Annotated in this window: 12 protein-coding genes and 1 pseudogene; 5 read left to right on the top strand and 8 right to left on the bottom strand. The window is 61.1% G+C overall.

What is annotated here, in order from left to right; translation table 11 throughout:
* Positions 1-307: 307 nt before the first annotated feature.
* The 5 genes from alaS to Q7L05_RS01420 all read right to left on the bottom strand — a co-directional run bounded on the left by alaS (position 308) and on the right by Q7L05_RS01420 (position 5,737).
* Positions 308-2,911, bottom strand: a complete 2,604-nt coding sequence (gene alaS / locus Q7L05_RS01440) for an alanine--tRNA ligase (RefSeq protein WP_303901029.1) — start codon at positions 2,909-2,911, stop codon at positions 308-310.
* Between the two features lie 49 nt (positions 2,912-2,960).
* A complete protein-coding gene (locus tag Q7L05_RS01435; protein ID WP_303901028.1) occupies positions 2,961-3,413 on the bottom strand; it encodes a regulatory protein RecX in 453 nt (150 codons plus the stop codon).
* Positions 3,414-3,502: 89 nt separating this feature from the next.
* Positions 3,503-4,549 carry a recombinase RecA gene (gene recA / locus Q7L05_RS01430; protein ID WP_303901057.1) on the bottom strand — a complete coding sequence of 349 codons (1,047 nt, stop codon included), beginning with the start codon at positions 4,547-4,549 and terminating at the stop codon, positions 3,503-3,505.
* Positions 4,550-4,716: 167 nt separating this feature from the next.
* Positions 4,717-5,265: an RNA 2',3'-cyclic phosphodiesterase gene (gene thpR, locus Q7L05_RS01425; RefSeq protein WP_303901027.1), complete on the bottom strand. Its 549-nt coding sequence runs from the start codon at positions 5,263-5,265 to the stop codon at positions 4,717-4,719.
* Positions 5,252-5,737: a CinA family protein gene (locus Q7L05_RS01420; protein WP_303901026.1), complete on the bottom strand. Its 486-nt coding sequence runs from the start codon at positions 5,735-5,737 to the stop codon at positions 5,252-5,254. Before Q7L05_RS01420 ends, thpR begins: the two co-directional genes overlap by 14 nt.
* Before the next feature lie 332 nt (positions 5,738-6,069).
* Between Q7L05_RS01420 and mutS the strand changes: the two genes are divergently transcribed.
* Positions 6,070-8,646, top strand: a complete 2,577-nt coding sequence (gene mutS, locus Q7L05_RS01415; RefSeq protein WP_303901025.1) for a DNA mismatch repair protein MutS — start codon at positions 6,070-6,072, stop codon at positions 8,644-8,646.
* 197 nt (positions 8,647-8,843) lie between these two features.
* Here mutS and Q7L05_RS01410 read toward each other — a convergent pair whose 3' ends face one another.
* Together Q7L05_RS01410 and Q7L05_RS01405 are read right to left on the bottom strand one after the other, a co-directional pair.
* Positions 8,844-12,554, bottom strand: coding sequence for an EAL domain-containing protein (locus tag Q7L05_RS01410; RefSeq protein WP_303901024.1), 3,711 nt, complete (start codon positions 12,552-12,554; stop codon positions 8,844-8,846).
* A gap of 10 nt (positions 12,555-12,564) precedes the next feature.
* Positions 12,565-13,428, bottom strand: a complete 864-nt coding sequence (locus tag Q7L05_RS01405) for a substrate-binding domain-containing protein (RefSeq protein WP_303901023.1) — start codon at positions 13,426-13,428, stop codon at positions 12,565-12,567.
* A gap of 635 nt (positions 13,429-14,063) precedes the next feature.
* Here Q7L05_RS01405 and Q7L05_RS01400 point away from each other — a divergent pair.
* From Q7L05_RS01400 to Q7L05_RS01385, 4 genes and pseudogenes are all read left to right on the top strand, one after another.
* Positions 14,064-15,169: pseudogene (locus tag Q7L05_RS01400) on the top strand (ISAs1 family transposase).
* A 122-nt stretch (positions 15,170-15,291) separates the two neighbouring features.
* Positions 15,292-15,615: a ferredoxin FdxA gene (fdxA, locus tag Q7L05_RS01395; protein ID WP_303901022.1), complete on the top strand. Its 324-nt coding sequence runs from the start codon at positions 15,292-15,294 to the stop codon at positions 15,613-15,615.
* A gap of 3 nt (positions 15,616-15,618) precedes the next feature.
* On the top strand, positions 15,619-18,570 hold the full coding sequence (locus Q7L05_RS01390) for a PD-(D/E)XK nuclease family protein (protein ID WP_303901021.1): 2,952 nt from the start codon (positions 15,619-15,621) through the stop codon (positions 18,568-18,570).
* Between the two features lie 611 nt (positions 18,571-19,181).
* The gene (locus Q7L05_RS01385) at positions 19,182-22,598 is read left to right on the top strand and encodes a UvrD-helicase domain-containing protein (RefSeq protein ID WP_303901020.1); all 3,417 of its coding nucleotides are present in this window, start codon (positions 19,182-19,184) and stop codon (positions 22,596-22,598) included.
* Between the two features lie 291 nt (positions 22,599-22,889).
* On the opposite strand, the gene Q7L05_RS01380 is transcribed toward Q7L05_RS01385, so the two are convergent.
* Complete coding sequence (locus Q7L05_RS01380; RefSeq protein WP_303901019.1) at positions 22,890-23,624, bottom strand: DsbC family protein; 735 nt, start codon at positions 23,622-23,624, stop codon at positions 22,890-22,892.
* Positions 23,625-23,710 lie beyond the last annotated feature (86 nt).

Here is a 23,710-nt window from a genome sequence, read left to right as displayed (position 1 = left end):
AATGGACGGTATGCCGCGAAGACACAATGTCCAAAAATGGAAATGTCCAGATGGACGATATCCGCAAGGACAGGATGTCCGGAAGCGGATTATGCCCACGATAGACGGTGTTCCGCGAGGACATGGAGTCCAAAAGCGCGCGACCTGAAAAGGTCGCTGATTAAACACTAAATCAGCCCCGATTTAAAGAGCCGGACGCGTGTGCACGGGCCTTACCCCTCTCATGGGAGACCAGCCCTTCGGGGCGAATCGTCCCGCTCGATACCTTTACCCACAGCCGCTGCACCGTACCAGGCGTGCAAGGTGGTTAGCCGCCGAGTCGCTCACGAACCCATGCTTCGACCGAACCGAGGGCCTCATTGAGTGCCTCCGGCTGGTTTCCGCCAGCCATAGCCATATCGGGCCGCCCACCACCTTTGCCTCCCACCTGTCCGGCAACGGCGTTCACCAAATCGCCGGCCTTGACTCGATGGGTCAGGTCCTTTGTAACCCCGGCCGCCAGGTTTACCTTGCCATCACCGGCGGTGCCGAGCACGATGACAGCCGAGCCCAGCTTGTTCTTGAGCTGGTCCATTGTGTCGCGCAGTGACTTGGGATCCGCTCCCTCGAGGTTGGCCGAGAGCACCTTGACGCCATCGACTTGCACTACCTGCGAGGCCAGATCGGAGCCTTGGGCACTGGCCAACTTGGCCTTGAGCTTCTCCAACTCCTTTTCCAGACCGCGGCTGCGCTCGACCAGTTGTTCGACCTTTTCGACGAACGATTCGCGACTCCCCTTGACCAGGCCCGCTACCCGATCGAGCCGTGCGTCGGTATCATCCAGGTGACGCAGGGCCTGCGCTCCACAGACCGCCTCGATGCGGCGTACGCCCGCAGCCACCCCCGCCTCGGAGATGATCCGGCAGAGACCGATATCGCCGGTACGCTTCACGTGAATGCCGCCACAAAGCTCGACGGAGAAGTCGCCCATCCGCAGCACCCGCACCTCGTTGCCGTATTTCTCCCCGAACAGAGCCATGGCCCCGGACTCCCTGGCCTCCTCCAATGCCATGACCTTCGCTTCGACGGGTACGTTCTCGCGGATCTGCCTGTTGATCAGCGCCTCGATCTCCTTGAGCTGCTCCGGGGTAATTGCCTCGAAATGGGAAAAGTCGAAGCGCAGCCGATCGGCTGCGACCAGTGAACCCTTCTGCTGGACGTGTTCGCCAAGGACCTGGCGCAGAGCCGCGTGGAGCAGGTGGGTGGCCGAATGATGACGGACCGTATCACCCCGCAGATCGGGGTCCACATGCGCCTTGACCATGCCACCCTTGCGCAGCTCCCCGTGGCTGACCATGCCGAAATGGGCGTGGACCCGGCCCAATTTCCGGGTGTCGCGCACGTCAAAGCTGCCCTGCTCTGCGCTCAGTGTGCCACAGTCACCCACCTGACCACCTGATTCGGCATAAAAAGGCGTACGGTCCAGGACTACCAGGCCCTCCTGCCCCTCGTGCATGATATTGGTCGGCTTGCCATCCAGGTAAAGTTCGAGAATCTCGCCGGAGTCGGTCAGGGAGTCGTAACCGGTAAACTCGGTCTCACCTTCGATTTCCAGTTGATAGGCATACCCGCCGCTGAATTGGCTGGCGGATCGGGCACGCTCACGCTGTATCTCCATCTCCCGCTCGAATCCGGCCATATCCACCGACAGGCCCCGTTCCCGGGCGATGTCCGCCGTCAGGTCGGCAGGAAAACCGTAGGTATCGTATAGCTTGAAAAGCGTTTCCCCCGGGATCTCCCTGCCGGTGAGCCCGCCGATGGCCTCCTCGAGAATGGCCATCCCCTGTTCCAGGGTCTCCGCGAAACGCTCCTCTTCCTGCTTCAGGATCTGCTCGACGCGGGCCCGGGACTCCGACAACTCCGGATAGGCATCCCCCATCATTTCGGCCAGCGGCGCTACCAGCTTGTGAAAGAAGGGCTCACGCAAAGCCAATTTATGGCCGTGGCGGACAGCACGGCGGATGATGCGACGCAGCACATAGCCGCGCCCCTCGTTGGAGGGAATGACCCCGTCCACCACCAGAAAGGCGCAGGAGCGGATGTGATCGGAGATGACCCGCAAAGACTTGTTTTCCAAGTCGCCGATTCCAGCCAGTTTCGCCGCCGCCTTGATGAGATGCTGGAACAGATCGATCTCGTAGTTGGAGTGCACCCCCTGCATAACCGCAGCCAGGCGCTCCAGCCCCATGCCGGTATCGACCGAGGGTTTGGGAAGCGGTTTCAGCTCCCCTTTCGCGTCACGGTCGTACTGCATGAATACGAGATTCCAGATCTCGATATAGCGATCGCCGTCCTCGTCCGGACTTCCCGGCGGACCGCCCGGAACTTCGGGGCCGTGATCGTAGAATATCTCCGAGCAGGGGCCGCAGGGACCGGTCTCCCCCATGGACCAGAAATTATCCTTGGCGCCGCAGCGGGAGAAGCGCCCGGGATCGACCTTCAGCTCCTTGAGCCAGATATCCGCCGCCTCATCATCATCTTCATAGACGGTAACCCACAGCTTCTCGGCCGGCAGCCCGCAGGTCCGGGTCAGGAAGTCCCAGGCGTACCCGATCGCTTCGCGTTTGAAGTAGTCGCCGAAGCTGAAGTTGCCCAGCATTTCGAAGAAGGTGTGGTGCCGGGCGGTGTAGCCGACATTATCCAGATCATTGTGCTTGCCGCCGGCCCGCACGCAGCGCTGCACCGACGTTGCCCGGCTGTAGCCGCGCTGTTCCAGCCCCAGAAAGATGTCCTTGAACTGGACCATACCGGCATTGGTGAACAGAAGCGTCGGGTCGTTGGCGGGAACCAACGAACTGCTGGGGACCACCTGGTGGCCCTGTCCGCGAAAAAACTCCAAAAACGCGGTGCGAATCTCTGCACTGGTGTTCATTAGCTCCAACCCGTTGGAGATGTTAGGAACAACTTAGAAGCCTAGCATCTCAATCCCACTCGTCCCCGCGCACGGCGGCGCGGATCTGTTCACTTTCGAAACCACGGTACTGCAGAAAGCGCATCTGTTTCGCGCGTTCCCTGAATACTTCCGGGATTGACTCCCCGAACCGCTTGCGGCGAACCTCCGCGGCCAAAGCGCACCAATCGGCATCAACTTCGGCCAACTGACCTGCAATGATCCCGTCTTCTACGCCCCGCTCCCGCAATTCGGCACGAATACGAAGCGGTCCGCATCCATTATCGACCCGGGAGCGGACGAAGAACTCGGCAAAACGCTCATCGGAGAGCAGGCGCCGGGATTCAAGATCGTCCAGGGTCCGGTCTACCTGCTCCCGGGCGAATCCACGCCCGTTGAGCTTAAAGGCTAGCTCCCGCCGCGAATGTTCACGACGCGCCAGCAACCGGATGGCCGTTTCCCGGACGTCTGCATCGGATGCCATACCCAACAAAACCGATCACCACTGAGACACAGAAGCCCGAGAGGTACCTTTTGATCCCCCTCGGTGCGCTCTGTGGTTCAGTAAACCGTTCAGGCCTCTTCCGACTCTGCCACCGGCAGCTCATCGGATTTGGTCGATTTAGTCGTATCAGGGAGCAGTTTTTCCCGGATTTTGCCTTCGATATCGGCGGCGATCTCCGGATTCTCCTTGAGGAAATTACGGACGTTATCCTTGCCCTGACCGATTCGGTTACCACTGTAGCTGTACCAGGCTCCGGACTTGTCGACGATGCCCTGTTTTACGCCCAGATCGATGATCTCGCCCTCGCGGGAGATCCCCTGACCGTAGAGAATGTCGAATTCGGTCTGCCGGAAAGGCGGAGCCACCTTGTTTTTGACCACCTTCACCCGGGTTTCGTTGCCGACCACCTCGTCACCCTTTTTGATGGCGCCGATGCGGCGGATGTCCAGCCGAACGGACGAGTAGAACTTGAGGGCGTTACCGCCAGTAGTGGTTTCCGGACTGCCGAACATCACCCCGATCTTCATGCGGATCTGGTTGATGAAGATCACCATGGTATTGGAGCGTTTGATGTTCGCGGTGAGCTTGCGCAGCGCCTGGGACATCAAGCGGGCCTGCAGTCCGACATGGGAGTCTCCCATCTCGCCCTCGATCTCCGCCTTGGGCGTAAGGGCGGCCACAGAGTCCACCACCACCACGTCCACGGCGCCGGAACGCACCAGCATATCGCTGATCTCCAGCGCCTGCTCACCGGTATCCGGCTGCGATACCAACAGGTCATCCACATTCACGCCCAGTTTCCCGGCATAGCCGGGGTCCAGGGCGTGCTCGGCATCCACGAAGGCGCAGGTGCCGCCCAACTTCTGGGCCTCGGCGATAACCTGCAGGGTGAGCGTGGTCTTGCCGGAGGATTCCGGACCATAGATCTCGACGACGCGGCCCCGGGGAAGTCCGCCGATGCCCAGAGCAACATCCAGTCCCAGCGAGCCGGTGGATACAGCCTGCACATCCGGCACGGCACCGGCATCACCCATGCGCATCACCGAGCCCTTGCCGAACTGTTTATCAATCTGACTCAGGGCAGCGCTGAGCGCCTTCCGCTTATTGTCGTCCATCATCGCCTCCGTCATTGGGTAGCGGCAGCCACTTCCATGCACCGCCGGGGATATCTCGAGGCGAGATTATTTCATAGCCTGGGGGCCAGCGGCTAGATCAGTTGTGAGTTGCGAGTGGCCAGTTGCGAGGGAACACCTGAGGTAGAGCACCGAATACTCGCTACTCGCTACTCGCTACTCGCCACTAACCGCCAGCGACGCAGGACCTGATAGCGGGCGCCCTCGGGGTGGGTTTCGGAGGCGACCAGCGCGAAGTTCGTTGCATGCCAGACAATGGGATCAATCTCCCGGAAGCGCGGCCCCCGGTGAGCGCGCCGACGCAGGGTCAGGTGGGTCCTGAAGGGCCGCTCTTCCACCTTCAGCCCACATACGGACATGGCCGCACGGAGGGCCATTGCCAGCTCCAGCAGTTCCGGGGAGGTGTGGGTCGTGGAGAGCCAAAGCGCACGGGAGCGCGACCAGTAGCCAATCCGGTCCAGCGACAATTCAAAGGGTGCGACCGTCACCTCGTCCACCACCGCCTCCAGACAGCCGCGCTGCTCCGGCGCCACACCACCCAGAAAGGCCAGAGTGAGATGGATATTCGCTTCGGGCACCCGCTTGCCGCCGCAGCTCTTGGCGCAGCGCTCGGCCCAATAGGCCATGCGCTGCTGAATGGCGACCTCCGGCCAGAGCGCGAAGAACAGCCGCTGGCGCGGTATTTCAGCTTCCGACAATATCCAGCACTCCTTCAAGTGCGGTAACCACGGAGGCACGGCGCACCGCCTCGCGATCCCCACCGAAGCATTTATGCTGCGTCTGAAGCCGGTCGGCGGTAGCCCAGGCGAACCAGACCGTCCCCACCGGTGTACGATCCGTGCCGCCGCCGGGTCCGGCAATACCGCTGATCGCCAGGCTCACCCGGGCCCGACTGCGCGCCAGAGCCCCGGATGCCATCTCCCGCACGGTCGCCTCACTGACGGCGCCATGGGCCGCAAGAGTCCCGGGCGAGACGCCCAGCATATCCCGCTTGGCTTCGTTACTGTAGGTGACGAAACCGCGCTCGAACCAGGTGGAACTGCCGACCAGATCGGTACAAACCTTGGCCACCCAGCCACCGGTACAGGACTCGGCCGCAGCCAGCATCACTCCCTTCCCGGAAAGCCGTGCTGCCACCCGCCCCGCCAGCTCTGCCAATTGCTCATCCATCCTGCATACCCGATTTTGCGAAGATCCCACCACAAGGATGCTGCCCCGCGTATCCCCTGAGATAGTGTCCGTCGACCCGCCGAGCGAAGATCAGGGGGCAGATCAGTATCCCTGGGACAGGTCCTGAAACCGCCTTTCTTCCGCGGCCATCGCTCAACGAAATCGACCGTCAATACCTGCACAGGTGCTTGCGACTCACCATCGGCCATGGAGCACCCGCAGCTCGGAGCCATAGCTATCAGACCTCCCGCGAACACGCAACCGCCGGCTCCCCCGTATTCACCCGGGAGCCGGCCTGTTAACGCCCTGTACCTCTGGTAAAGTATATCCCCATGACCACAGCCAGCATCCAAGCCCCTGACAACACCCGGCACACGCCTATGATGCAGCAATACCTGCGCATCAAGGCAGAACACCCCGATCTGCTGCTGTTTTATCGCATGGGGGACTTTTACGAACTGTTTCACGACGATGCACGACGCGCCGCGGAACTGCTCGATATCACCCTGACCCACCGTGGCCAGTCTGCCGGCGAACCGATCCCCATGGCGGGGGTTCCTCACCACTCGGCGGAGGGTTATCTGGCCCGGCTGATCCGCTTGGGGGAGTCGGTGGCCATCTGCGAACAGGTGGGGGATCCCGCCAAGTGCAAGGGGCCGGTGGAACGCAAGGTGGTGCGCATCGTCACCCCGGGCACCGTCACTGACGAAGCCCTGCTCGAGGAGCGCCGGGACAATCTGTTGGCTGCGATCTCTGTTCATGGTGAGCGTTTCGGTCTGGCCGCCATGGATATCGGCAGTGGCCGCTTCACGGTCCAGGAACTGGGAGGCACGGAGACCCTTTCCGCCGAACTGGCCCGAATGGCTCCTGCGGAAATACTGGTGGCCGAAGGGTTGGAGCTTTCGCTATTGGCCGAACAGCGGGGACTGAAACACCTGCCACCCTGGCATTTCGAAAGCGAGGCGGCCCGCCGCCTGTTGACGGTACAATTCGAAACCCGGGACCTCTCCGGTTTCGGCTGTGAACACCTGGAACTGGCAGTCGGCGCTGCCGGCGCGCTGCTGCAGTATGTGCAGGAGACGCAGCGCACCGCCCTGCCCCACATCCGCGGCCTGCGGGTGGAGCAGCACGACGAAGCAATCGCCCTGGATGCAGCGAGCCGTCGCAATCTGGAGCTGGAGACCTCCCTCGGAGGCAATGCCGCCCATACCCTGGCCGGGGTCATGGACCGCACCGCAACGCCGATGGGCAGCCGCCTGCTGAGGCGCTGGATCAACCGCCCCCTGCGTGATCACGACACGGTCGGTGAAAGGCATGCCGCCGTGCAGGTGCTGCTGGAGACCGGCCGCTTCGATGGCCTGCGGGACATCCTGCGCGGTGTCGGCGACGTGGAACGGATCCTGGCCCGCATCGCCATCCATACGGCCCGACCCCGGGATCTGACGCAGCTACGCGAGGCCCTTGGACGCCTGCCTGCCCTGCACGGCGAACTGGAGGGACTGGCAGCACCCCGGCTTTCAAGTCTCGCATCAGAACTCGGCGACTACCCTGAACTCCACGAGCACCTGGTCCGGGCGGTAGTGGACAATCCGCCAGTGGTGATTCGTGACGGCGGCGTCATCGCGCCCGGTTTCGATTCCGACCTTGACGAACTACGCTCCCTCAAGGAGAACGCCGGCAAGTTTCTGGTGGAGCTGGAGACGCGGGAGAGGGATCAGACCGGGATCTCCACCCTCAAAGTGGGCTTCAACCGGGTCCATGGCTACTTCATCGAAGTTACCAAGGGGCAGAGCGACCGGGTCCCGGCAACGTATATCCGCCGCCAGACCCTCAAAGGTGCGGAACGTTACATCACCCCGGAACTGAAGACCTTCGAAGACAAGGTGCTGTCAGCCAGCGAACGCGCCCTGGCTCGCGAGAAGGTCCTCTACCAGAAACTTGTCGAGCGCCTCTGCGAGGATCTGGAGCGCTTGCAGCAGACGGGCGCGGCCCTGGCGGAGCTCGATGCCTTCAACAATCTGGCGGAGCGTGCGGACACGCTGAATCTGGTCCGGCCCTCTTTGGGTGATGAACCCGGACTGAGCATCCGTGGGGGGCGCCATCCGGTTGTGGAGCAGGTGATGGACGAGCCCTTCGTGCCCAACGATGTCGACTTGGACAATGGGCGCCGCATGCTGATCATTACCGGCCCCAACATGGGCGGCAAATCCACCTATATGCGCCAGACCGCGCTGATTGTGCTGCTGGCCCACATTGGCAGCTTTGTCCCGGCCCAATCGGCCCGCATCGGCCCATTCGACCGCATCTTCACCCGTATCGGCGCCTCGGACGACCTTGCCAGCGGCCGCTCCACCTTCATGGTGGAGATGACCGAGACCGCCAATATCCTCCACAACGCCACCGACCGCAGTCTCGTGCTGATGGACGAGATCGGCCGTGGCACCAGTACTTTTGATGGCATGTCACTGGCCTGGGCGTGTGCCCTGGAGCTGGCCCGCAACCTGCGCGCCTTCACGCTGTTCGCCACCCACTATTTCGAACTGACCACGCTGCCCGACAGCATCGAAACCATTGTGAATGTCCATCTCGATGCGGTGGAACACGGGGATCGCATTATCTTCCTGCACACCGTTAAAGAGGGTCCGGCCAGCCAAAGTTACGGCCTGCAGGTCGCGGCCCTGGCCGGCGTTCCACGCCGTGTGGTGGAACAGGCACGCAGCAAGCTCATGGAGCTGGAAAACGACAGTGCGCATGATCAAACGGCACACGATCCCGCCCGGCAAATGGCCCTGTTCTCCAGGCCGGAATCTCACCCTGCAGTCACTGCGCTCGGTGAAGCCGACCCCGACGAACTTACGCCACGGCAGGCGCTCGACCTGCTTTACCGGTTGAAACGACTGACCAGCTAAATACGTGTTCCAAATCGTTCCAAATTGGTGTCCATGCATGTAGGAGCGACGGAAGTCGCGAAATGTTGAATCGCGGCTTCCGCCGCTCCTACATGTATCTCGGTATGTCACCAAAGGAGCGTGTTGGACACCATTCCGGAACAGCTATTTAGCTCCGGATATTCATCGCGGATGCAGAGGGCGCTGGTCGCTGAATCCTAGTCTCCCGGGCTTTTTAACAGCGCCTCAAAAGCGTCCGCTGGCAGCGGCTTGCTAAAGTAATAGCCCTGAAGGGCATCGCAGCCCTGTTCCCGCAAACAGATGAGTTGTGACTCGTTTTCCACCCCTTCGGCGATTACCTCGAGCTTGAGGCTATGGCCAAGCGAGATAATAGCGGCGGTGATTGCCGCACCATCTGCACTGGAAACGTCATCGACGAACGAACGGTCGATCTTGAGGCGATGTACCGGCAGGCTGCGCAGCTGACTGAAACTGGAATAGCCGGTCCCGAAATCATCGATGGCGATATGCACATCCATCTCCTTCAGCCGACCCAGAGTCTTGCGCGCGGCCTCTGGACTCCGCATGAGCTCGCTTTCGGTGATCTCCAGCTCCAGCCAGTGCGGTTCGAGACTCTCTTCCTTCAGCACGTCGCCGACCAGCCAACCCATATCCCCTCGATATAGCTGAATCGCGGAAAGATTCACCGCCATTCGTAACGGATAACCGGCATCGTGCCATTGCCGTACCGTTCGACAGGCATTTCGCAGTACCCACTCCCCGATGGGAACGATCAAACCGGTATCTGCGGCAACGGGAATGAACTGTTTAGGAGCAACCAGGCCCATCTCCGGACTCTGCCAACGGATCAGCGCCTCGGCGGCGATGATGTGACCATCAGCTGCATCGACCTGCGGCTGGTAGTGGAGTATAAATTCTCCACGTTCGAGCGCGCGCCGCAGCGCGTTTTCCAGCTTAAGCCGGGCAGTCGCCTGTAGGTTGAGGTCGGTCGTGAAGAACCGGTAACTATTGCGGCCCTGCGCCTTGGCCCCGAACATCGCGGTATCAGCGGCCTTGATGAGACCATCCGGCGTCTGGGCATCTATCGGATAGAGCGCAATTCCCATGCTGCAGGTGACAAAGAGTTCCTCTCCCACCACTTCGAAGGGCCGGCCAAACGCCGTCACGATTCTCTGGGCGACATCAACCGCCTGATCGGCATCCCGCAGGTCGTCCAGCAGCAGCGTGAATTCGTCGCCGCCCTGACGTGACACCGTATCATCGGCATGAACGCACTGGGTCAATACCTGCGCCACCTGCTTGAGCAACTCGTCACCGGCACTGGGGCCCAGACTATCGTTAACATCCTTGAAGCGATCCAGATCCAGCTGAATCACTGCGACCTGGCGGCGGTTACGCTCGGCATGAGCGAGCGCCTGACGCAAGCGGTCGAGCAGAAGCATCCGATTGGGCAATCCGGTCAATCGGTCATATTGCTCCATATAGCGAATGTGGGCCTCGGCTTCCTTCCTGGCCGTCACGTCCTCCTGAATGGCAATGAAATGAGAAATGCTGCCGTCCTCATCCAGCAACGGCGTAATCGTCTGTTCAATCGTGTAAAGGCTGCCATCCTTGCGCCGGTTAACCAGTTCATGCTGCCAGACTTCACCGCGCAAAATCGTCCGCCACAACGACTCGTAAAATGAGCGGTCATACTGACCCGATTTCAGCAGACTCGGCTTTTTTCCGATGGCCTCGTTCTGTCGGTAGCCACTGAAACGGACGAAGGCGCGATTGACCCATTCGATGTAACCATCCGGGTCGGTAATCAGAATGGCGTTGGCTGCGGCGTCCATGGCCGTTCCCTGCAGGCGCAGACGTGCCTGATCGACAGCCAGTGTGTACGCCACCGTTGCACGATTGGCGAGGTCACCGAGTCGCTGCATGGCCGATGGCGTGAAGACATCGACATGTTGTGAATAGATAGTAAGCGCCCCAATCACTTCACCTTTAACCGCAACCAGCGGCAGTGCCGCCGAAGCGGCAAAGCCGTAGTCGGCTGCCGCTTCCCGCCACGCCTCGTTGGAAGGATCATCCATCGTGGCCGCGCGGGCTTCACCCGTTCGGATGGCATGCCCCGTCGGGCCCCTACCTTTCGGCCCAGCATCCCAGCGCACTTCGATTCGACCGAGATAATCCGTTTTTTCACCGGCCTGTGCGGCAACCGTCACCCGCCCGTCGTCTTCCTTGATACCCACCCAAACCAGTGGGAACTGGAACATTCGGACCGTTTCCACACAGACCATTTGCAATACATCATCGGGCTCCATGCCCTCCAGAACCTGTTGATTGATGCTTTGCAGCAGCACGTTGGTATCTTCGTTACGTTTACGCTCGGTAATGTCGGTAACCATTGCCAGGGCACCGGCGATACGACCTTCATCGTCCTGGATCGGGCTTGCGGAGACGATGGCCCAAAGTTCACGATCATCCCGCCTATGGAAGCAAATATCGCGCGGCTCCGGGGAGCCGCGTGCCCGCAGCAAAAGCTGGGATTCCGCCCATTGCCGCGACTCCTCATCGAGAAATTCGAATAGCGATGATGACTGCATCGATTCCACGGTCGTACCGAGCATCCCGGCCATGGTCGGATTGACAAACAGCGTCCGCCCCTGCGCGTCGGTCACCCACACCCCCTCTTCCGAGGTTTCGATGAGACGCCGGTAATTGGCTTCACTCTCCTTGAGCTGCCCTTCGCGCTGCCGAATAGTCTCGGACATCACGTTGAAGGCGTCGGCCAGCTCGCCGATTTCATCTTTGGACTCGATACGCACGACGATCCCATAGTGGCCGCGGCGCAACTCCTCGACCGCCGAAACCAACCGCTCCAGGGGCGTCGAAATCATGCGGCGCGCAATCGCCGTTCCCAGCGGAACCATCAGCAGTGCCGAAAGGCCGAGCACTACGAGCACCACGGTACGGGTCCTCCGGATCTGCGCGTTGACCTCATCTTTCGGCTGGCCCAGCAGGAAGTAGGCCTGATTGCCGGAAGCAAGTGGAAGGTAAGCGGCACTCAGAAAGAAATCCTCCCGGTCGGTCAACTGGACCGCTCGTGCAGCCTCCTCAAGTGTCGGCACCCGTTCCAACTCCGGCACCTGTGCAAGCCCTGCGATTTCCCCGACCGGCTCACTTCCGGGAACCGAGATCGTGAGAGTCACCTGAGTTTCCCGGCCAATATTTTCGACAAAGCCCTCGTCGACAAATGCAGCGCCGATCACGTAGCCAACGGTACTTTCAGCTCCCCCGGGGAAGTGTCGAAGGATCGACTCTCCCGTAACCGCCATGAGCCCGGCCCCGACGCTTTGATATTCCGTCTCTTCGAGACCATTGGATGGGCGCGTGCGCGCCAGAGAAGCAGGCAGTTCCCCTTCCTCCCATGAAGCGAGGTCGTCAGAGATCATCACTACGGGATGCCCATTTTCATAGGAGATGATCCCGACCCGAATGCTATCCGCCTCCTTAAAACCGAAGGCCATCAAATCTCCCGTATCCTGATAGACGGCAAGCTGGTCGGTCGAGGTGACACGGAGCACACTCTCCAACTCCCGGGCGATACTCCTCTTTTCGGGATCAAAAATGATGGCCTGATAATCTTCGACCGAGGCATATCCGGAAACCATATTAGCCGAAGCTATCACGTCACGATCACGGACCAGCACATTCACATCACGCTCCAGTCGAAGTTCCGAACGTTGCAGATTGGAGGTAATGGTCCCAAACGCTTCAATGAACCGGGCCTGGGCCTGATCCCTGTGATAAGCACCGAGGATGTAGCTGAGCCAGAAACCGGCGACGCCCAACGCGAAGACCAGGGCCATCACGATGAGAGCGACCAACTTGTGGCGCAAGCCGAAGCGTCGAAAGGTCATAGGCTGCTCATCAAAATATCGGTTCTACCGTATCGACGTTATCCCTCGTGACCATAATGCTGGGGGGCGTTATTCTCCTCGGCACTTCGCGCCCCTCGAGAATGGCCAGAATCGCCCGCGCGGCCGATTCGCTACAGGTCGGATAGACAAATGAGGCATCCTGCTTTCCGGCCCGAATCGCCTCGCGCGCTTCGCTGATATAGTCGATACCGACAATCACAAGCGGCTCCGGATCGATAGCGGCTTTCTCCAGAGCGAGCAGTGCCCCCTGCACCATGCTGTCGCTCTGTGCATAAATCGCATCGAAGCGCCAACCTTGAAAGATGAGCTCCTCCACGGCCGCGGCAGCGTCTGCCCGCAGATAATTCCCCACTTTCGTTATCACGCGGATATCCGGATAATCCGCTGTCGCGTCGAGAAAAGCTTCGGTGCGGTCGATGGCGGTGGTGGCAGTGGGAACGCCCTGAAGCATTAGAATGGTCCCTGTACCGTTCATTTGCCTGACCATATATTCGGCGGCGTCGGAAGCGATGGCCCGGTCGTCTGCTCCGATGAAGGTGGTGTAGTCGTCGGTCAGGATACGGCGGGTCAGCAGCACCACGGGCGTCCCCCGCTGATAAGCCCGGGACAGGACGGGGGTCATCGCCCTGCTATCGCGCGGGCTGGTGACGAGCACATCCACATCCAGACTGATCAGGTCTTCGATATCCTGGATTTGTTGAGCCGTACTGCCACGGCCATCGGTGACTAGAAACTCGATTTCCGGATGCGCGGCCATACGCCTCTTTAATTCATCGACCTGGGCCAGGCGCCAGTCGTTGTCCAGAGTATCCTGGGCAAATCCCACCACGAAACGGGCACCCAAGTCCGCCACGGCGGGCCAAACGGGTAACAGGCAAAGAGAGAGAAACACCAGGAGGGTGGGGAGACTGGGGAGACCAACGGAATCACCATCGGGGTACCGCCTCCGGCAGGAGGCACACCCCTGCGTCGAAATCCCGTCACGGGGGTATCGGGCGCGGCACGGCCCCCCTGTCGAACAACAGGACGGATTCACCAGGGGGGCCGGGCTACATGGGCTGACGCCGTGCACGATCGGATCATGGGCGTTGAGAAGAAAGCGCATAGGCCGCCTCGGGGCAGATATTGGCGGCCGCTATCATGGCACCGATCCCGGCACGCCCGGTGTACACTCTTGAATAAGGGTAGACAGTATTGATAACCATGGCCCTTCGAGGCGGGATTACCCGAGTCACCGGCGCTCCTCTGCTTGCGCAGGGGGCAACCGAACACGTTACCATACCTCATGCCGACGGCCGCGGCGGCTAACATTAACGATCAGGGCAAGATCGTACTACAAATTGTAGGGTTATTCAGTTGCGAGTCGTGTCCGGAAACCACCAGGGCTGCGGAGGAGATCAAATTCGTTTATGGGTGGATCGATAATGTTTAGTGGTGCAAGGGATCAATAGATGATCGAATAGGGGTTTTCTAATCGAGAGCCCTACGATGAGTTTCCTAAAGCACTTCGCCGATTTGCCGGATCCGCGCTCCCATATCAATCGGACGTACGACTTGCTTGATATTATTTTCCTTACCGTCTGTGCCGTTCTCTCTGGCGCTGAGGGTTGGAAGGATATCGAGAAGTTCGGGACGAAAAAGCTGAAATGGCTGAGGAAATTCCGTTCATTCGACGACGGGATCCCGGTGGATGACACGATCGCCCGGACCATCCGGGCCCTGGAGCCGGCGAAGATGACCGAATGCTTCATCGCATGGGTCATGAGGTGCGCCGTGAAGCCGGCCATGAGTTTATCGCCATTGACGGCAAGACCTTGCGCCACAGTCATGATGCGCAACCCAGTGACGCGCTGCACTCGATTACCGTTTGGCTACGCGAACAGGGCCTGGTGTTCTGCCAGCAGAAATCGGTCGGCAAGAAGAATGAAATCAAGGGGGCTCAGAACCTGATTCAGATGCTGGAAGTGGCGGATACAACGGTCACTCTCGATGCGATGCACTGCCAAAAGGGCACCGCCACGCTGATCCGCAGGCGAAAAGCTGACTACGTCTTGTGTATCAAGGGCAATCAGAAGGGACTGCGGGAAGAAGTTGAATGGTGGTTTGAAGGGTTCGATGGGCGATGGCCCGAAGAGGTATCCACCTTCGAGGAGACGGATGTCGGTCACGGACGCATCGAGGTGCGCCGCTATACTCAGCTGCCTATTACTGAACAACTACTCAAAGCCTCTTCCTGGTGCGATGCAAAGAGCATTGTGCAGGTCGAACGGGAACGCCAAATCGGCGACAAGACAAGCATCGAAACCGTCTATTACATCTCCTCCCACGCACCCAATGCCGTATTCATGGCCGAAGCCATTCGTTCCCATTGGCAGGTCGAGAACAAGGTCCACTGGGTCTTGGATGTTGTTTATAGAGAGGACGACTCCCGCATCCGCCGCGGCAATGGCGCAGAGAACGTTGCCATTGTTCGAAGGTTGTGTATGAACCTGGCCAGATTACACCCCAAAAAGGACTCCATGCGGGGAAAACTCAAGAGTGCCGGGTGGGATGACGACTTCCGTGAAGAATTAGTCTTTGGAATCAATGATTAAAGTATGCGGTTGCCCTGCATTAACGATCAGGGCAACCTGTTTTGAAGCGAGCCACGCACCAAGCTTGTGAGTATGCGTTTACCCTGCGTTAACGATACGTGTTCAGGACAACCGGAGAGCTTATGACCTATGTGGTGACCGACAACTGCATTCGCTGCAAATATACGGACTGCGTGGAGGTGTGTCCGGTAGACTGCTTCCACGAGGGCCCCAACTTTCTGGCCATCGATCCGGAAGAGTGCATCGACTGTACCCTCTGTGTCCCGGAGTGTCCGGCAGACGCCATCTTCGCCGACGACGATTTACCCGAAGATCAGACACACTTTCTGGAGCTAAATGCCGAGCTTGCCCGGGAGTGGCCGGTCATATCGGAACAGAAAGAGCCGCCTCCCGACGCCAAGGAGTGGGACGGAGTCCCCAACAAACTGAAATACCTGGAACGCTGACGTATGCCGCCAAGCCCCTGTATCCTGCAGGCCGATTACGCCAACGACCCCCTGGCCCTCCTCGCCGATAGGATAGTTGAAGACGCCGGAGGGAAGTTGCCGGTGCTGGATCGGGTGCTGGTGCTGGTGCCCGATCTCGACGCCGGGCCCCGTTTGCGCCGTTTGCTACTCGAACGCGTCGCGATGCACGGTCATGCCGCGTTGCTCGGCCCCAGGATTACACGCCTCTCGGACTGGCTGGCGGGCTTTGCCATTCCCGAGCGACGCATCCTCGACGAGCCCGAACGGGAGTTGATGCTGGTGGAGGCCCTGCGCAACCACCGCACCCTGTTCGGCAAGGCCAGTCTGTGGGCACTGGCCGAAAGCCTGCTGGAGCTGTTCGATGACATGACCCGCCGGCGGGTGGGGGTGCCGGAGGACCTGCAGGCCTTTACCGATCGGTTGGTGCAGGCCTATGGCAGTGATGACGCTTTCCCTTCTGGGCTGGGAATGGAGGCGCGGCTCGTACATACACTCTGGCACGCCTGGCATGAACAGTTGGCCGCCGGCGCCTATATCGACCGCGCTGCTGCGGACCTGATGCGCCTGGGCGCCAGTCAGGCCTCCGCAGGTACGGGTGCCGTTTATCTCGCGGGTTTCCCGATATTGGAGGCCCCCGAAGTGGAATGGCTCTCCGGGCTGGCCGCCTGTCGGCCGGTCACGGTTGTGGTTCATGGCCGTGGCGATGCTCCCGCCTTGCAGCATCCCGATGCCATTCCGTCTGCGCTGCTGCAAAACCTGGGCGAAAAACCCGACCGGGCACTCCGTTGCAATTCGGCCTATACGCGCTTCCTCGACACGGTGTTCGCAGGCTACAGCGATGTTGCCAGGGATTTGGTAGAGCGTGCGCGGGCATTCCTGGCCACCGAAGCCGAGTCGCCCGCAAACGGCCGACTGACTATTTTCCAGGCCGACAATACCGAACAGGAGGCACGTTCGGTAGAACTGCAGATACGCCGCTGGCTGCTGGAGGGGAAACAGAGCCTGGCGGTAGTCACCGAGAACCGTCGCCTGGCCCGCCGTGTGCGGGCACTGCTCGAACGCGCCGGCATTCAGGTACAGGACCGGGGCGGCTGGGCCCTCTCCACCACCAGTGCCGCCGCCCTGGTGGAGCGCTGGCTGGAGTGCCTGGAGGAGGATTTCCCCTATCTGGCGCTGCTGGACCTGCTCAAATCGCCGTTTCTGGTGGCGGAACACCGGCGCGAACGCCATCTCGCCACCGTCTACCGCCTGGAACGCGACGTTATCCTGCATGAAAATGTCGGCCGGGGCCTTGCGGCCTATCGGCGCCGGCTCGATTACCGGCGTCATCGACTGCCCGATGCTGCCGGCGCGGCCTTGCAGCCCGTGGCCGAACTGCTGGAACACCTGCGACGCGCCGCCGAGCCGCTGCGGCGTTTCATCGGCACCGAGAGCCCGCCGGCCGAGGTGTTGGATGCCCTTCTGCACAGTCTCGAGAAGCTCGGTGCAACCAGGGCTCTGGAAGAGGATGCAGCCGGCGCCCGGGTGCTGCAGACATTGGCATCGCTACAGCGGGCCGCCGGAGAACAGGACACCATGCTGCACTGGACCGAACTTCGCACCTGGATGGGCGCGAGCCTGGAACATACCCACTTCCGTCCCCCGGTGACCGGTAGCCCGGTGGTCCTCACCGACTTGGCGCAAAGCGTACTCGGGCACTACGAAGCGCTCGTACTGGCCGGGGCCGAACGGGACCATCTGCCGGGCAGTGGCGGGCAATCACCCTTTTTTAACGATGGGGTGCGGCGGGATCTGGGATTGCCCGAAGGCGATACACGACGCAGCGAGCGTTTTTATCACTTTCGACGATTGCTGGAGGCAGCACCCCGGATTCTGGTGACCTGCCGGCGGGAGCAGGACGGCGAGCCGGTGGCACCCAGCCCCTGGGTAGAGAGCCTGCAGGCGTTTCACCGGCTCGCCTATGACGAGGGTCTCGGCGATGACGAGCTGGCGTTACTGGTCCGTACGCCGGAGGCCGAGGTCGTCAACCGCAGCGCCCCTTTGCCCTGCACAGAGACCGCGCCCCGACCTCGCGCCGAAGCGACCCTGCTTCCCCACACCCTTTCCGCCAGCGGCTATCAACAGCTGATGGACTGCCCCTATCAGTTCTTTGCGGCGCGCCTGTTGCATCTTGCGCCGCCCGATGCCATTCGCGAAGCCCTTGAAAAGTCGGACTATGGCGAGCGCGTCCACCGCTGTCTGGAGGCCTTCCACAAGGGCGGCGAAGGGCTGCCCGGGCCATTTGATCAGCCGGTTACGCGGGCCAATCGCGACCGTGCCATCCATACCATGGAAACCATTGCCGAGGCCGTATTTGCCGACGATCTGGAGGATAACTTTCTTCACCGGGGTTGGCTGGAGCGCTGGCGGGTAGTGATTCCAGCCTATATCGACTGGCAGCTTCGGCGTGACCAGCAGTGGCGGGTGCAGTCCGCAGAGGTCAGCGCACGGCGCGAGGCCCCGGACGGCCTGACGCTCCAGGGCCGGCTCGACCGACTCGATGCAGCCGAAGGCCGGATTGCGGTCACCGATTACAAAACAGGCCGGGTGCCGTCGGACGCGGATGTGCTGACGGGTGAAGCGGTGCAGCTACCCTGCTACGCCCTGCTGGCCGAGGCGGAAACGGGAATGGCGGTCGAGCAGGTGCAATATCTGGAGCTGGGAAAAGAGAAGGTTAAAAGCCGCGCCATCCTGGAAGGGGATCGACTGCACGAGCTGAAGAACGCGGTCGACGTGCGCCTTTCCGAACTCTTCGAACGCCTGAAGTCGGGGGCAGAAATGCCCGCTTGGGGCGATGCGACCATCTGCGGATATTGTCCCATGGACGGACTCTGCCGGCGGCAGGCCTGGCACAGCGACGAGGAACAGGAACGACAGGATCCTCTTCCCCACTGATCATCTTGCAGGCCTGTCGGTGCATTGTGCAGATTGCACTGCAATCATCGGCTTTTTGGACGGTACTTTCACAATAAAGAAAGGGCGGTGTTGCCGCCCTCTCAATCCCTTCCCGGCTTCCATGCCGTTCACCACCATCCCTGTGGTGACGCCTCCTGGCAACTGCTCGAGCCACTCGGAACCCGTTTGTTCTGGGGCCATCCCTGGTTCACCGCTTCCCTGCGGCACGCCGTCCCTGGCTGGTACAACAATTCCCTTTGACCGAAGATTAGCACTCAAAACCGCAGCAACAACCCAACAAAAAAAGCGGTTTCACCGCCCCCAAACCACCTCGGTTGAAGGTTTTGTGCAAATTCAATGTATTGCGTTCCCGGCTAACAACAACCATAACGAAGATCACCATTATCCCGGGCAAATCACCTACGACGTTATCAGATTTGTCCTACACGGATGCTCGGGAGGTACGCGCGATCGCTGAGGTACGCGTTCACAAGACGGGTTGTCGTGCTTCACGTGTTCTGCACTTCGCGAACTCTACGCCACTATCAGTCACCTCCGGGTAGACCGGATTGGCGGTTTACCGTTGCGGGCCCGGTCCGTATGCTTGCCGCATGACCAACCCGCTCTCCGCCGGCTCACCCGGCATCAACGCCACCGTCATGGCCTCGGCCGGTACCGGGAAAACCTGGCTGCTGGTGACCCGTCTCGTGCGGTTGCTGCTCGACGGGGTACGACCAGACGCGATCCTCGCCATCACCTTTACCCGCAAGGCCGCTGCCGAGATGCAGACCCGCCTCAATGAGCGTCTCTTCGAACTTGCCTGCACGGATGAGAAGCGCCAGAGCGAACTGCTGCAGATGATGGGGGCGCCTTCGGATGCGGAGACCCGCGGGCGCGCCCGCGGCCTCTACGAGGGGACCCTGAGGGCGCGTCAACCGGTTAGAACCACCACCTTTCACGCCTTCTGTCAGGAGGTCCTGCGCCGCTTTCCGCTGGAGGCCGACGTGCCACCCGGATTCGAGCTGATCGAGCGCACCGGAGAGCTGGAGCGTGCGGCCTGGGAACACCTGATGGCGGAAGCCACGGCCGAACCCGACGGGGCTGTGGGACAGGACCTTGAGCGGCTGCTGAAGTACTGCGGCAGCCTAGACGGCCTGAGCAGCGCCCTGACCGACTTTCTCGGTCGCCGCAGCGACTGGTGGGCCTATACCGAAAATCGCAACGAACCCGTCGCATGGGCCGTCTCGGAGGCGGCCCGCCACCTGGAGAGTGATCCGGACGACCCGGATCCCCGGAGCGGATTCCTGGGGACCCACGCCGAGGAGTTACAGGCATTCGCCGAACTCCTCCTGCGCCATCCGATTCGCGACAATCCGAATCTCGCCGAGGGCCTGGGCATGGCAGTCCACAAGGAGACCCCACTCGAAGCCCGCTTCGAAGCCGCCGCCGCGGCATTCCTCCGAAAGGATGGCGAGCTGCGCTCGCGCAAGGCCAGCCAGGCCCAGGCCAAAAAAATGACCGAAGCCGGCCAGGAGCGTTTTCTGGAACTCCACGCCACGCTTAGCGAAAAGGTGTTGACAGTGCGGGACGCCCTCTCCCGCCGGGAGACGGTGGCGTCCACCAGCGCCTGGTACCGCCTGGGTGAGCGCCTTATCGGGCACTTTCAGCGCTTCAAGGAGGAGCAGCGGTTGCTCGACTTTGCCGACCTGGAGTGGCGTGCCTACCGGCTGCTGAGCGATGCGGACAATGCCCACTGGGTCCAGTTCAAACTGGACCAGCGCATCGATCACCTGTTGGTGGATGAATTCCAGGACACCAACCCCACTCAGTGGCGTTTGCTGCTGCCCCTGCTCGAGGAGATGGCGGCAGGCGAAAGTGAGCGACGCCGCAGTGTATTCCTGGTCGGCGATGTCAAGCAGTCCATCTATCGGTTCCGCCGTGCCGACCCGCGCCTGCTGCCCGCCGCCCATGAATGGCTGAGTGGTGCCATGGCCGCCCACGGCCATACCCTCCATATCTCCCGCCGTTCGGCGGGGGCGGTTATCGAGTGTGTCAACCGGGTCTTCGGACCGGAGGGTCCCCTGGCGGAAGGCCTGGCCGAATTCGCCGAGCACGACACGTTCCATGATGATCTTTGGGGGCGTGTGGAAATGCTGCCGCTGGTGGAGGAGAACAAGACAAGCGAACCACCCGAAGAGGCCGAAAGCGACCGGCTGCGGGACCCCCTGACAGAACCGAGACGTATCGCCAACGATGGACGCTACCGGCAGGAAGGGCGTCAGATCGCCGCGCGTATCGCCGCACTGGTGGCCGACGCCACACCGGTCGGGGATAGCGATGAGGCTCGCCCGATGCATTACGGGGATGTGCTTATTCTGGTCCGCAGCCGAACCCATGCCGGAGTGTACGAGGCGGCCTTGCGGGAAGCCGGGATCCCCTATGTGGGGGCGGATCGGGGGACATTGCTGGAGGCACTGGAGGTGCGCGATCTGGTGGCCCTGCTGGAGGTATTGATCACCCCCTACAATCACCTGTCGATTGCAACGGTATTGCGCTCACCCCTTTTCGGCTGCAGCGACGGCGATCTGGTCACATTGGCCCTCGGCAAGGGCGGCTGGCTGGAGCGCCTGGCAAAGGGGGCCATCGAACTTCCTCCGGCTGCTCCCCTGGCGCGTGCCCATCGACTACTGAATGGCTGGCGCCGCCTTGCCGGCCGGCTGCCCATTCACGACCTCCTCGATCGCATCTATGGCGACGGCAATGTCCTGGCCCGTTACGAGGCGGCCTTCCCGGCGCATTTGCAGCCGCGAATACGCACCAATCTGGGGCGCTTCCTTGAACTGGCCCTGGAAATCGATGCCGGTCGCTATCCAAGTCTGACCGGCTTTGTCGCCAGGCTTTCCCAACTGCGGGAATTCACCGGCGAGGCACCGGACGAGGCGCCGGCCTGCGGTGGCGAACGAGTGCGGGTGATGACCATCCATGCAGCCAAGGGGCTCGAGGCTCCGGTGGTTTTTCTGGCCGATGCCGCCGCCGCACGGCAAAAGGATTCTCCGTTCCGGGCACTGGTGGACTGGCCGGCCGGCGCACCCCACCCGGAACGACTACTGCTTGTGGGCCGCAAGGCGCAGCAGGATACGATTACCCGAGGCCAACTGGACTTGGACAAGGCGGCCGAGCAGCGCGAACAGGCCAATCTGCTATACGTGGCACTCACCCGCGCGCGGCAAATGCTCTTTATTTCCGGTTGCCGGCCCCGCCGGGGCGAGGAGTTGGGATGGTACGGATTGCTCGCGACGGCTTTAGCCATCGAGGGCGGGACGACCGCTCCAGCCGTGCTCGAGAGCGGTGAACGTCCCGACCCTTCGGTGCAGGGAGTAGCCCGGGAGAGCAGACCGGTTACTGTTCCGGCCGCCCTGGGCCGCGCCATCGATCCACCGCCTCTGCCGCTTGAAGTGGCACCCAGCAGCCGGGTGGCAGCAGCTGCCCATGGCGGTCCGAACGGGCTAATGGAGGAGGATGCACTGCTGCGAGGAGTGGTGATCCATCGCATGCTCGAACTGCTGGTGGAAGAAGGCAATCCCCATGGCGACGAATCGGTGGCCCAGGAGTTCGGCCTCGATGCGCAAGAGCCGGAGTTCCGGTCCTGGTGGGAGGAGGCACAATCGCTTTTGACCCAGGCCGATCTGGCCCCGCTGTTCCGGCCCGGTGCCGAGTGTCAGGCGTTCTGCGAGGTCCCGGTCACTTATCGTCGGGAGGACGGTCGTGTCGTACACGGCATCATCGACCGCTTGATCGTATCCGCAGATCAACTTTGGGTCGTGGACTACAAAACCCACACCCGCGCCTGCGAGGGGAACCTGCCCAAGTTATCGGAGCCCTACGAGGAACAATTGCGTCTCTACGCCGAAGGCATCGCCCGACTCTGGCCGGGACGGCCGGTGCGTGCCAGTCTGCTATTCACCGCGGCAGGCGCCCTCTACGACATGACGGTCGAAAACGCCCCCGCCGACACTGCACACAACTAACCGAAAAAAACGGCCGCAAAGGCGGGGCATCGAACATCTTTTGTAACTAGGCGGGAATCCAGAGAACAGAAGCATGGCCCAAAATGGATCCCCGCCTACGCGGGGATGACGGTTCTTGGCAGGATGTATTCTGAGATCGACTGCTGGATCCCCGCCTACGCGAGGATGACGGATTTCCGGGGCCGGGGGCGATCACCCGGGCGAGCAGTTACCATCTTTTAAAACGTTAAGCCAGAGGGCACACAGAGAAACTCTTCAGTCGCTATCCTCGGTGCCCTCCGTGGCTCGTCTTCAGCGGCGGCCGGGAACTGCCGTCTTGCCTTCCAGCATCGGCAGCAGCTGCTTCGGCGGCACATAACCGCCGATCAGTCGGCCGTCATCAAGGAGCAGCGCCGGGGTGCCGTTGATGCCTAATTCCCGAACCAGCTTCATGTGCTCCTCGATGCCATGATCACAATCGGCGGATTCCACCGTCCCGCCACTCTTGGCGACATCCATGGCCGCGCGCGGGTTATCGGCGCACCAGATAGAGACCATGTTTTTGAAGGTCGGCGAACCGATTCCGGCGCGAGGAAATGCCAGATAACGCACTTCGATCCCCATTCCGTTCATCTCCGCCATGCCACCGTGCAGCTTGCGGCAATAGGGGCAATCGATGTCGGTAAAAACCGTCAGCACATGTTTGGTTTCACCCTCGGCCGGATAAACGATCATGGTCTCTTCATCCAGCCGGGACAGAGCCGCTTTCCGTCCAGTCGAGCGAGTCTGCTCGCTGAGATTGGTATTGGTTTTCAGATCGACCAGATCTCCCCGCAGCATGTACCGTCCGTCTTCGGAAAAGTAAAAGATATCACTGCCATAAACCACCTGGTAGATCCCCGGCAGAGGCGTTTCCTCAATGGCGTCGGGCGCCTGTCCAGGCACCATCTGCGACAGAAAGGACTTGAGTTCGGCCGGAGCCGCTGCGGTCAGGCCGGCGGCAGTCGTCAGCAAGAGACCGACCAAAGACAACAGAATACGTTTCATAAAACCTCACATCGATTCGAATGATTGACTGTTTCACTCCACAGAACACAGAGGAGCGAATATTTCAACAGTAAGCCCCTCGCCGC

Source organism: Thiohalomonas denitrificans (assembly GCF_016841685.1).
In the GTDB taxonomy this organism is placed as follows: Bacteria; Pseudomonadota; Gammaproteobacteria; order Thiohalomonadales; family Thiohalomonadaceae; genus Thiohalomonas; species Thiohalomonas denitrificans_A.
This window is presented reverse-complemented; position numbering and strand designations above follow the sequence as displayed.